Origin of the sequence: Halovenus rubra (assembly GCF_026586665.1) — an archaeon.
Lineage (GTDB): Archaea > Halobacteriota > Halobacteria > Halobacteriales > Haloarculaceae > Halovenus > Halovenus rubra.
Map to the genome: position 1 here is coordinate 146,193 of NZ_JAODIY010000008.1, position 10,913 is coordinate 157,105.

Consider the following 10,913-nt stretch of genomic DNA (forward strand, 5'->3'; position numbering starts at 1 on the left):
ATCCACAGGATTGAGTTATCTCTCTTACTGTACGTACCTCCCATCGAACTCCTCATCCCCTCTCCGACAGGCGATTCGAATGTGCCTCTCGCCGTAGGTGTCTCCATTCGAGTAATGCACCTCATCCCACTTGCTTCGCATCCGAGCAGAGGCTCGGAAACATTCGTCTATCAACTGCTGGTCACCCTGACACCAGAAGTACAGTTGCTCGATGAAGGCCATATCCGCCTCGGAGGCAGAGGTCTTCATCCCGTTCTGTCCTCTCCACCAGCGAAGGATACGAGTGTGGTCCACATCTGTATGACTACACTTACCATACTCCTCGATGGTTCGCCGTACCTGTTTGGGAGTGGCGTCCGTTTTGCTTCCGTCGGATTCCTGCTTACTCACAGGCTTCTGCTGACCTGTGAAGGTGAACTTCTGCCGTTCGGGGAGATAGTCATCCTGCACCTCTCGGACGACTGTGGGCTTGCTCTCGACTGATGTGAGGCCATCGTACACGTCTCCGGTGAGGACGAAATATCGACTCTCATCGTACACTTCGAGATGCCCTACCTCCGATAAGTCACCTCGGTGCTTGCGGTCGTCCGAATGGTCGCCTTCTGCGATGACGTGTAATCCTGTTCCCGAACTCGATACCTCGGTGTAGGAGTCGAGGCGTTGCACGATGGTGCGTGCCTCCTTGCTGAACTCGCTGTCTACCTTCACGTCATCGAGGTCGAATCCGGCGAAGGGGCCGCCCTCGGTGAAGCAGAAGCCCACAGTTCCACCGAGTTGCTTGACCTTGTCCTGCGCCTCGGTGAAGGCGAGTTGATTCACCGACTTCTGCCACCCCTCCGACGGAGCGACTGGCTTCTTGTCCTGAGTCACGAGCCACTGGTCGTGTTCCTTCAAGCGAGTGGGAAGACTGTCACCACCACCTGTGTTATCCTCGCTGTCCTGCTGGAAGGTGAAGTCGAATCGACTCATCGGACATCATCTCCGTACTCTCGCCAGACGTACTCCACCAACTTCTCACCATCTACACCGAGCATCTCCTCGGCTTCCTCCACCAGATAGGAGTCCTTCGCCATCTCCACATCGTCGTACTTGTAGAGGGTAGCGAAACCGAGTGCGGCTCCGTCGATGCCCTCGTAGTACCGACTGAACCCTTGCAGGTCTTCCTGCATCACCATCTGGACAGCCCACTCATCGAAGGGGTGGTTGACACCTGCTCGTGAGAGGATGATGTGCGCTCGGTAGAACTTCCAGACGTTTTCTGGACGCACCTTCTGGCCATCCCATCCCTCGCTGTAGTCGTTGGCTCGGCGCTCGGCAGGATGCTGGCGACCGTGTTGCAGGAGGAAGAACACCTCGTATCGCTCCCTCCTATCGTCGTCTGCATCTCGGGAATGAAGGGTGGTTCGGGCGCTCGTGCAGGGCGGGAAACTCGGTCGATGATGGAGATACCCCTTGTCCTTCTCGACATCCTCCCACGATTTCGAGCCTGTGTCGAGGCGCTCGTCTAAAGCGAGCGGTTGCCCTCCATCGGTTACGGCTTCCACTGTGTCTGTATCCACGCCCTCGTTGGACGCTTCCCTGTCCTCCTGATTGCCAGAGGCGTTGCTGTTCGTTGTCATAATTGACTACCTCACAAGTCAGACTCATCGCTCAAGAGCCGTCCTGAACAGTCCCACGACTGCCAGACCCACTGCTCAAACCACCGCTATATGGATACCCTCAGCAGGAGAAGTGGCTACTCAGCGAGCAATACGTTTCTGACTTCCTTACACTATTATTAGTTAGTATTGTATATAAAGGTGGCGGCCAGTTCTAACCCGAATTTCTTGACACAGGAGCGTTATGAGGCCAGTTCTCTAGATGAACGTGGACACCAGATACTCTTAAACCCCACTGTGTTATCTATGCTGTCTGTCATTCAAAGAGGGGTGGTCTACCAGTCCCCTCACCCTCTCATATAATCCTATGACAATCGGGCGGTCACATCGAGTCGAGGTACTCCCTCCGTTGCTCCATCTTCTCCTCCTCGGTCAGCTGGGAGTAGTGCTTTTCGAGGGTTTCGGGCGAGGAGTTCACACGGTCAGATACCACCTGCTTGGGTACGTCGTTTCGTAGCAGGTGGGTGATGGCTCCTCTCCGAATATCGTGAGGCGAGACGCTGGACGGACACTTGCTGGCGTGGGTGTAGGTCGCCGCCTCACAGGAGTTCGGGTCACGACCGTGCGGGCAATCCTGACCGTAGGCACACGGACGAGTTACGGCGTACACCATCTCTCGAATCTTCGAGCGATGCATCCGACCGTACCGAGTCGTGAACAGCGGCTTTCGTCCGTGGTCATCGGTCACGTCGTCGCGAGTCACGTCGATGTAGTCCTGCAACACTTCGCAGACGTCTTCCGAAAGGGCACAGATACGCTCGCCCGACTGCTTGTTCTTCAGGTTGGTTTCGGTGTCGGGCCGATGCCGTATTTCGAGAGCCTGCTCATCTGCGTCGAAGTCGGAGACGTCGAGTGAGTGTGCGGCTCCCATCCGACAGCCGGTGTACCATAGCACGGTGAGGAGTGCGTGTCGCTTCGAGGCGTACTCGTACTTTCCGAGGTAGTCGAGGACTTGCTCTGCTCGCTCGGCTTCGAGGATGCTGTTACTGACCGCTTCCTCGTCTTCGACCGAGGGTATGAGCATCTTGTCGTGCAAGCCCTGCTCGACGCCGTCGATGGATTCGAGGAACTTCACGAACACTCGCAGGGTCGAGAGTTGTCCCTTGAGGGTGATGGTCTTCAGGTTGCCGTCCTCCTTCCGCCAGAGCCGATACTCGTGGAGTGAGCGGGCCGTGAGTTCGTTGAGATTCGTGACGTCCTCTTCCTCACACCACTGGACGAACGGCTTGAGACGGTAGTGATAGCCCTGTAGCGTTGCTTCTGCAACCTCGTCACGCCGTTGTGCGAGGAACATCTCTTTCGCCTCTACGGGAGCGATGGGTTCGAGTTCTGCCATTGTTTGCTCTCCGCAGAACACCGGATTGTGGGTCGGGGAAGCGACGTCCAATCGCCCGACAGCACGTTATTTCCGCGTCGTCTTCCCCCGTTCAAATCGGGGAGGCGGCATGATTTTGCGGTTCGTTGCGCATTGACTGTATAGCGCCAGATTTCGGCAGGTACGCCCCCGCGAATCGCGGGGAGATTTGAACCGGCTCACGAACGCACCCTTCGCCGTCGGGCGTTTCAATACATTGCACGTACCGAGGCCCTTTCAGTCCTTCCCCCTGTTACGGAATGAATTGTAGAGAATTGGCTACTGTGAGTGGCTTTTTCGGGGGATTAGGATTTCAATGGTAGGCGTCTGTCCCGAAGTCAACCGCTCTCGCGTATCGGATGCACGCAAGTATCATGTGTTTCTCGGTCTGCCCTTTGGCGCAGTTCGTCTATGCGTTTGTTGTACTTCCGTTGAATCCGAGTTCCGACGCGGCAGGCACCTCACATCTCTACTGGTAGCAATAGCGCCCGTTTCGGCCATCTCTTTCTTGAGTCCGAAAAGGTATGTTCTTGCTATTTGATTGCCTATTCATGTCCTTTGACTTCTCGAAGTGGATAAACAAGTACGACGCTGTTGCACCCGACGAGAAGATACAGTATCGAGATAGTTCGGGCAATCTGAAAGAGGAAAAAGACCCGAAATTAGGGTCAATATCTCAAGCGTTTCAACAGCGAGGTTACATCTTACGTGAGGAACTTCGTCAAATCGGGCGGTGGAAAGCGGGGGGTCGAATTGACCATCACCTGAAAAAGAACAACCAGACGTTCGTAGAGCGCCGTAGCAAAGTCGCGTTTCAGAGTTCAGCCGACGAAGACAAAGTGAACGCTCTCACTGAATTGAAAGGCGTCCGTGTCCCTGTCGCGTCTACTATCATGACAATGGCCGACCCGACACGATACGCGGTTTTGGACTATCGGGCGTTTCGTGCCCTCGGAGCCGCCATTCCTCAACTGCTGAACCCGCAGAATTATCACCAGTATATCGAGTTCATGGATGGTTTCCAAGACTATGGGACAGACCCGAGTGCTTACTCTTTCTATCTGAATCAAGTACGGAATATCGCACAACAAGAGGGAATAACACCGCGAGAAGTAGATATGGCTCTGTGGGCGTTTGATAAGCACCAGACGTAATCACGTTACTTCTGCGAGCCGGTAGCGAGGCGAGAGACGGCAAGTTGATTTTTCCACGCATTGTTCATAGGATTATGATTCCCTACAATTATCAGTAGTCGCTAGTTGAACTTTTCGTATTCAGATCTATTCCTGAAACAAAACAGGGGTGAAATCAGTAGTTCAGAACCACGGACTCTCGTTGAGTACTTTACTGTGTTCTGATAGGTTCACGACCGACGCCGTTTCGATGCCCTTTGAATCATCGACGATCGAGCCGAGGAAGTAGTTGGCTTCGAAGTACAGATCCTCATCTTCATCGCCCTGCTCATCTGCAATCAAATTCGACACCTGCCACATGTTGTACAGCAGCACGGCGTAGTTGACGATGATTGCCCTGACGTGTTCCTCGGTTGAGGCGCACTGCGGCAGGAATCGGTGCTTGATAACCCGGTATTTTGTCTCCACAACCCACCGTCTACGGTAGTAGGCTGCTAGTCGTTCGGCACCGAACTTTTCAGGATCGATATTCGAGTAGAACGTCGTCCAGTCCTCTCGCGGGTGATCTGGTTCACCGGCACGACGACTCGCTCGCTTCTCTGACGGAAGTACCCACAGGTAATCCTCGTCAGGCCACTCTCCGACGCCCCATTCACGCGATCGGTACGGATCATTGAGGGAGATTGCGGCATCTTTCAGTGTGTCGATCGCATCGGCCTTCTCCTGTGCCTTCATGACAAAACCAACGTCGTAGTCGTCGCAAACCTTCCGAACCTTCGTCTTGTAGAACCCGCTATCCAAATACACCCTGTCGATATCGAATTTCGTGTTCGCGTAGGTGAACAGCTTCCGCATGGCGAGATGGGAGTTCTTCCGCTTCTGTACCGGAATCGCTGCGAGTGTCATCGGCATCCTGTCACCGACAATAGAAAGTGTCGCGTACTGCCACGCATGTGAGAAGTTCCGACCGGGCTTTGTGCCACTGATCCCGCTACTCGCCTCAGGATCACCGTAGGTCGGCCAGTCCGTGATATCGATTGCGACCTCAGTCATCCCGCCGAAATCGACGTAATCCTGTGCCAGCCGATACAACGCCGCATGGCACACGATGAACATCTCCATTACCTGCTTTTTCTCCATCGGCCAGATTCGATAGAACAGCGAGGACGAATCTGCCACGTCTTTACCGTGGTTCCACGGTTTGATTTCCATCGCGTCGGCTGCCTGATTTGGTTGGCAACCCCATCGACCAGCTGCGGCGAGGATCTTCAGGAGATCGTCTTTGGAGTACTTCACGCCTTCGCCACGGTCAAGCTTGATGAACGGGAAGATGTACTGGCGGAGCTTGCGGCTGATCCGCTTTACTTCGGGCAGACCCCCACCGTCAAACGTGACTTGCGGCGGCTCTGCGAACCAGTCTTCGTACTCGGTGCCCTGCATCTGAATTATCACGTCTTGTTTCACGCGAGAAAAGTAGTCTGCCCAACTTGGCACACCTTCCTCAATCCGGTCCCTGATGCGTCCTACCGTGGACTGGCTCACCGAATCGTGGATGTTCAGCGACTCGCAGAACCCGCTGGTGTACTTTGATTTCGTAGCCAGTGTTCGCTGACCATTCGGACTGAGATGCAGATATATATATATAGATGTTCAGGGATTCTATCGGATCGAACTTGTCGGAGAAGTCGTTTTCTGTCCTGATTGACGGCGTGTAATGACCTCGAATTGTTGTTCTGCCGACAACATCTGCTAGCGACTCGCTAAATCTACTGTTGGTCTTGTCAACGAGTATCACTTTGAGCGATGGAATACGCTCAACCTGTAGGTCAAGCCTGTCGTAGAATTCGTCGTAGGTTTCTGGTGCTACGGGGAGATCGGCGAGTTTCAGTACGTCATTTCTCGGCGGCGTTGCGCTCCAGATGTCATGTTTCACGTTTGGCCACCAGCACAGGATGGTTGTTAATAAAATGTAGTAAACTAGGCTGAAAGTGAAAACGATGCAGCCAATGGGCCCGTAGATAAGCACCTAGATGAATTTCATCGGCCGTATGAGCCCGTAGTCCAAGCGGCCTGCCCCAAGCCCCGATTAGGAATTCCCTGTAATTTTTATCGATAGGCGCTTAACTGAGCTATAACACTCATAGGTGACATAGTTGAAATTCTCCGTTGGCGTTGATATAGAAAACACGGAACGGTTCCCAAACAATGATGCGGGATCTAGTGATAGATTTCTAGATAAAGTATTCACAGATGCTGAGTTAGAATATTGTTTTAATAAAGAGAAACCTTCTCAGCATCTTGCTGGGCGATTCGCTGCAAAAGAAGCTGGTTTCAAAGCTTTAGAACAAATTGAATCAGTAAATAGAGTTCATATCACACAGATAGAAGTTATCCAGACAGGGGGTTATGGCCCCCCCGAAATTACCGGTCCTGGCATGAATAGTATAAACAGTTCTCTCAGTATATCACATACTACAGACAAAGCAATCGCATTTGTTATGATGTTTGAACAGGATGGTGAATATAATGCCCGGTGAAACCGAAGTCCTCGGCGAAGGATTTGTTGATTCTTGGCAAAGGTATCCACAACAAACGGCTCTCGTAGTTGACGATGATAATTTCACCTATGCAGACCTTGGAACACGCTCCCTGGCCGTCAAGGAAATACTAAACTCAGAAGAAATCTCTAATACGAAAAATGTCGGTCTGTTAACTGGGAAGAACATTGGTGCGTACGTGGGGATACTTGGTACACTTTTCGCCGGCAAAGCGTATGTTCCAATGAAGCCCGATCATCCAATCGAACGTAACAAGGAGATATTAGAAAACTCCAGTATAGATACGATTTTGATTGATCATGCTGGAGTTGAAAATTTGCAGGCTCTTCTCCGAGAAGTGGATGTCTCTATCACCGTCGGAACTCTACCTTCAGTTGACGACGATCAACGGGAAGACCTTGGGAAATTGACTGATTCTGAAACAATCAACATCGCAATACCCCCAACTACAAATAAGGATCCTGATACAGATATTCTACCTGATATTTCTTCAAAAGAAACAGCGTATATACTGTTCACATCTGGCAGTACCGGTCGTCCCAAGGGAGTGCCTATTACTCATCAAAACGTTAGATCATATTTGAAACACACCTGGAGAACATATGATTTTAATTCGTCTGACCGTTTTTCACAATTTTTTGACCTTACATTTGATTTGAGCGTACACGATATGTTTGTGTGCTGGGGCGTAGGAGGCAGTCTACACGTGATTCCTGAGGAAAACAAAATGGCCCCCGGTCAATTCATAAATGACCGTGAGATAACAGTCTGGTTTACAGTTCCGTCAACGGCAATGTTTATGTCACAATTCGGTCAACTGAAACCGAGCACCTATCCGGAATTGCGCTATAGTTTCTTCTGTGGTGAGGCATTATCGGGCCGGTTAGCGTCCATGTGGCAAAAGGCTGCTCCTAATTCTATAGTTGAAAATTTGTATGGTCCGACGGAAGCAACAATTGCGACGGCACGCTACCGGTGGCAACCTGACGAGTCGATAGAATATTGCGAGAATGGAATCACACCTATAGGAGAGGTATTCCCACATCAGCAGCGAGAGATTGTCAGTCGAGATGGCGATATTGTTGAGCAAGGAAAAGAAGGCGAGCTCTATATTGCTGGCCCTCAAGTGTTTGATGGGTATATAGAACGTCCACAAGCCAACGAAGAATCGTTTACCGAGATCGGTGGAACTAGATGGTACCGGACAGGCGATTTAGTTAGAAAAGATGACGACGGCCGCCTCCACTTTATTAGTCGAATCGATAATCAGATTCAAATTCGAGGCCACCGAGTAGAACTTCTGGAAATTGAAGCCACGATCCGAGATATTGTTGAATCTGAAATGGTGGCTGCCGTCGGTTGGCCTGTTGAGGAGGGGATCGCCCAGTCAATTCAAGCATTCATTGTTCCAGAGGAAGAGATTAGTCCTAAAGAAGTAATCCAAGAATGCGAAACCGAACTGCCGGATTATATGGTTCCGAAAGAGATCCATCTTATTGAAGAAATGCCTTTGAATGTAAACGGGAAGATTGATAGAACACAGCTAAGGACTAGTCTTTCAGAAAGTCATGAGTGAGTATTCGATTGAAAAATTCGTACACGATACAATTGACACAGACGAACAAATAGATGATGATACTAATCTGATTGAGTCTGGTTTATTAGATTCGTTAGATTTCCTCAAGCTTATTTCAGCAATAGAGGCAGAGTACGGGATTACAGTGGATTTTGATGAGATTGACCCTAACGAACTAACTCGTTTCGATAACCTTGTAAGTAGTTGCGAGAGATTGGTTACTGAAAAATCAGAAGTGAAGACTAAGAAGGTATCTTCCAGTGAGGATATTGCCGAGATAATATTCATCGGAAATGGGAGGCCGATGCGAAAGGTATTATCGGAAGTGGAAGACAGGCCTGAAATTCAATTCACCGAACTTTACACCGATGAGAGTAGCGATTCAGAAATTGTTCAATACGCAAATAGTTTAGATATAGAGGTGCAAAATACTCAAAATCTACTATCTTCCGGTCCCGATTATTTTAGCAGTCCCCCAGACTACATTTTTAACGTGAACTCAACCGTTATATTTCCAGAAGAATTGCTTACTGAGCCTAAAGAAGGTTGTGTCAATTTACACCCGGGTAGGCTACCAGAGTACGCTGGACTACATACACATCAGTGGGCATTGATAAACGACGAAGAGGAGTTCGGAGCGACTCTTCATTGGATGACCAAGGAGATAGACGCAGGAGATATAATTTATAGGGAGACATTTCCTATTGAAGAAGACGATAATGGACTCAAATTATTTTTAAGGTCAATCGATTCTGGAACGGAACTCGTCAAGAGAGCTCTTAAGCAAATCGAAAAAAACGAGAAGCTACCAAGTCAACCACAGGACACTAGCCGGAGACGGGTGTATCGGTCGAAAGATATTCCCGACGGAGAGATCGACTGGTCTCTAAAGACACGTGAAGTGTATAATTTTGTCCGAGCAGCCGACTACGGACCTTTTCAGAGTCCAACGTATGATCCCTACACACAGATAGACGGAACAGAAGTAATTATGCGAAATGTCAAGACTGCGAATATAGATGGGCTGCCTCCGGGCCAGATTCGAATCTTAAGAGGTTCACTGTATATCGGAACAGGAGATGGAGCAGTTGAAATCATCAAGACAGAAATTAATGGTAATTCGATGGCTGGAACTGATGTTACAAATAAACTGAAATTAGAGTCTGGGATGGAAATATGACTGCTCCAACACGGACCGATTTGTTACAAGCACTCCAATCAGTTGGCATTAGAACGGGAGATATTATATTTGTCCACAGTTCGATTTACAGGATGGGAAAATTGGCAGATACAGCAATTGACGACATCCCTCAAGCGGTTACCTCTATTCTGATTGATCTGCTTGGACCAAGTGGTGGTTTATACGTCCCGACATTCACGTATAAGTTCTGTGACGGCCAACCATTTGATATCCGGTCAACTCCGTCAGAAATGGGCGTACTTACCGAGTATATAAGAAAACAGGAAGAGAGTGTAAGGAGCCCCCATCCAATGCAATCAATAGCTGGGATGGGACCTAATGCCGTTGATGTGTGTAACCGTGATACTCGAACCACATTCACTTCTGGAGGTCCTATCGATAGGCTCTACGAACTCGATGCAAAAGTCCTGTTACTCGGAGCGCCCTTCCAGAGCACCTCTCTTATCCATTATGTTGAAGAGAAATGTGATGTTCCATATAGATGTTGGAAAGAATTTGAAGGGGAATATACAAATCGTAATGGAGATACTGATCCGGTCACTTATGAGATGTACGTCCGTAACTTAGATCTCAATCCGAAACTCGATCTCTCAATTATAGAGCGTGAACTTTCTGAAGGACCTATCCAGAAAGCACAGGTGGGATCTGCTGGGGTAACCTCATTTAATTTTGAGGATTTTGTGGAGGAGGCGGTTAAATTAGTCCGCAAAGACCCATTTGCAATTGTTGGTGAAATGGACAAGTCTTTTGCTTCAGATAAATAGGATTCTTGCCTTGTTTCTCTTCGTCTTCGGTATCTCTTGATGACGATAATCTGGTTCATTTTTCGCTTAAAGAGTAACGAACACTATCGAAAAATTATATATTCTTTCGATATTTTGGGGTATGTTCTCTTGGTTCAAGTAGTCCTGTACGACACAATTGCTCAATGGCCAATTTCATCTCGCCAACTGACATATCATATAATTCTGCAATATCAATAGCAGAGTAGTCCCCATCGCTATAATTAAGTACACGCATCATAATTTGAACGAGATCCTCTCTCGTTTCTTCGGGATCATTAATTGTTGGATATAGGTTTCTTTTGCTCATCATAGGTTCTCCATAAGGTTTCTGATTGGAGTAGTAACCCGCATATTCGAACGTTTGTAAAACCTTCTCAATTGTATTTGTACTCTCTACCAAGGATTCGATCTGTACGAAGTCCTTGTTGTCCAGCGAATTATGATATTCGTTGTATTCACCATAGACTGTTCTAGCGAACTGTCCCATTGGGAGGTTGAAGCCAGGTGAACAATACTGGCGCTCGTCGGATCCCTTAGTGTCAAAGGGCCGTGTTTAATCGCTAGACAGCATCGGATCAGGTCGTCAGAGTAAGGGAGTTGAAGCGGGAGAGTCGAAGTTGTGCAAACTACAATTTCCCGCTTCACCGA

At 49.2% G+C, this 10,913-nt stretch carries 11 protein-coding genes and 1 pseudogene; 5 read left to right on the forward strand and 7 right to left on the reverse strand.

What is annotated here, in order from left to right:
- Nucleotides 1-24: 24 nt before the first annotated feature.
- The 3 genes from N5098_RS06925 to N5098_RS06935 all read right to left on the reverse strand — a co-directional run bounded on the left by N5098_RS06925 (nucleotide 25) and on the right by N5098_RS06935 (nucleotide 2,994).
- Nucleotides 25-969, reverse strand: coding sequence for a phage NrS-1 polymerase family protein (locus N5098_RS06925; protein WP_267637009.1), 945 nt, complete (start codon nucleotides 967-969; stop codon nucleotides 25-27).
- Nucleotides 966-1,619: a hypothetical protein gene (locus tag N5098_RS06930; protein ID WP_267637010.1), complete on the reverse strand. Its 654-nt coding sequence runs from the start codon at nucleotides 1,617-1,619 to the stop codon at nucleotides 966-968. The genes N5098_RS06925 and N5098_RS06930 overlap by 4 nt, the downstream gene beginning before the upstream one ends.
- A gap of 361 nt (nucleotides 1,620-1,980) precedes the next feature.
- Nucleotides 1,981-2,994 (reverse strand): tyrosine-type recombinase/integrase, encoded by a 1,014-nt coding sequence (locus N5098_RS06935; RefSeq protein WP_267637012.1) that lies wholly within the window; start codon nucleotides 2,992-2,994, stop codon nucleotides 1,981-1,983.
- 569 nt (nucleotides 2,995-3,563) lie between these two features.
- On the opposite strand from N5098_RS06935, the gene N5098_RS06940 reads away from it, so the two are divergent.
- Entirely contained in the window at nucleotides 3,564-4,166 is a 603-nt protein-coding gene (locus N5098_RS06940) for a hypothetical protein (RefSeq protein ID WP_267637014.1), read from the forward strand.
- 162 nt (nucleotides 4,167-4,328) lie between these two features.
- Here the strand turns inward: N5098_RS06940 and N5098_RS17545 are convergent, their stop codons facing one another.
- Both N5098_RS17545 and N5098_RS06950 read right to left on the reverse strand, forming a co-directional pair.
- Nucleotides 4,329-5,687 carry a transposase gene (locus N5098_RS17545; protein WP_267637015.1) on the reverse strand — a complete coding sequence of 453 codons (1,359 nt, stop codon included), beginning with the start codon at nucleotides 5,685-5,687 and terminating at the stop codon, nucleotides 4,329-4,331.
- Nucleotides 5,647-6,078: a hypothetical protein gene (locus N5098_RS06950; RefSeq protein ID WP_267637017.1), complete on the reverse strand. Its 432-nt coding sequence runs from the start codon at nucleotides 6,076-6,078 to the stop codon at nucleotides 5,647-5,649. Before N5098_RS06950 ends, N5098_RS17545 begins: the two co-directional genes overlap by 41 nt.
- 220 nt (nucleotides 6,079-6,298) lie before the next feature.
- On the opposite strand from N5098_RS06950, the gene N5098_RS06955 reads away from it, so the two are divergent.
- The 4 genes from N5098_RS06955 to N5098_RS06970 are packed head-to-tail and all read left to right on the forward strand — an operon-like array spanning nucleotide 6,299 to nucleotide 10,244.
- Nucleotides 6,299-6,682 (forward strand): holo-ACP synthase, encoded by a 384-nt coding sequence (locus N5098_RS06955; protein ID WP_267637018.1) that lies wholly within the window; start codon nucleotides 6,299-6,301, stop codon nucleotides 6,680-6,682.
- Entirely contained in the window at nucleotides 6,672-8,279 is a 1,608-nt protein-coding gene (locus N5098_RS06960; protein WP_267637019.1) for an amino acid adenylation domain-containing protein, read from the forward strand. The genes N5098_RS06955 and N5098_RS06960 overlap by 11 nt, the downstream gene beginning before the upstream one ends.
- Complete coding sequence (locus tag N5098_RS06965) at nucleotides 8,272-9,459, forward strand: formyltransferase family protein (protein WP_267637020.1); 1,188 nt, start codon at nucleotides 8,272-8,274, stop codon at nucleotides 9,457-9,459. Before N5098_RS06960 ends, N5098_RS06965 begins: the two co-directional genes overlap by 8 nt.
- Nucleotides 9,456-10,244 (forward strand): AAC(3) family N-acetyltransferase, encoded by a 789-nt coding sequence (locus N5098_RS06970; protein ID WP_267637021.1) that lies wholly within the window; start codon nucleotides 9,456-9,458, stop codon nucleotides 10,242-10,244. The genes N5098_RS06965 and N5098_RS06970 overlap by 4 nt, the downstream gene beginning before the upstream one ends.
- Nucleotides 10,245-10,338: 94 nt before the next feature.
- Here the strand turns inward: N5098_RS06970 and N5098_RS06975 are convergent, their stop codons facing one another.
- Together N5098_RS06975 and N5098_RS17550 are read right to left on the reverse strand one after the other, a co-directional pair.
- On the reverse strand, nucleotides 10,339-10,644 hold the full coding sequence (locus tag N5098_RS06975; RefSeq protein ID WP_267637031.1) for a winged helix-turn-helix domain-containing protein: 306 nt from the start codon (nucleotides 10,642-10,644) through the stop codon (nucleotides 10,339-10,341).
- Nucleotides 10,630-10,800 (reverse strand): annotated as a pseudogene (locus N5098_RS17550) (DUF4910 domain-containing protein); the annotation flags it as partial. The gene N5098_RS06975 and the pseudogene N5098_RS17550, both read right to left, overlap by 15 nt.
- Nucleotides 10,801-10,913 lie beyond the last annotated feature (113 nt).

Coding starts and splice junctions, on each gene's coding strand:
- N5098_RS06970 (WP_267637021.1), top strand. CDS start 9,456: ATGACTGCTCCAACACGGACCGATTTGTTACAAGCACTCCAATCAGTT.
- N5098_RS06935 (WP_267637012.1), bottom strand. CDS start 2,994: ATGGCAGAACTCGAACCCATCGCTCCCGTAGAGGCGAAAGAGATGTTC.
- N5098_RS06965 (WP_267637020.1), top strand. CDS start 8,272: ATGAGTGAGTATTCGATTGAAAAATTCGTACACGATACAATTGACACA.
- N5098_RS06960 (WP_267637019.1), top strand. CDS start 6,672: ATGCCCGGTGAAACCGAAGTCCTCGGCGAAGGATTTGTTGATTCTTGG.
- N5098_RS06930 (WP_267637010.1), bottom strand. CDS start 1,619: ATGACAACGAACAGCAACGCCTCTGGCAATCAGGAGGACAGGGAAGCG.
- N5098_RS06925 (WP_267637009.1), bottom strand. CDS start 969: ATGAGTCGATTCGACTTCACCTTCCAGCAGGACAGCGAGGATAACACA.
- N5098_RS06940 (WP_267637014.1), top strand. CDS start 3,564: ATGTCCTTTGACTTCTCGAAGTGGATAAACAAGTACGACGCTGTTGCA.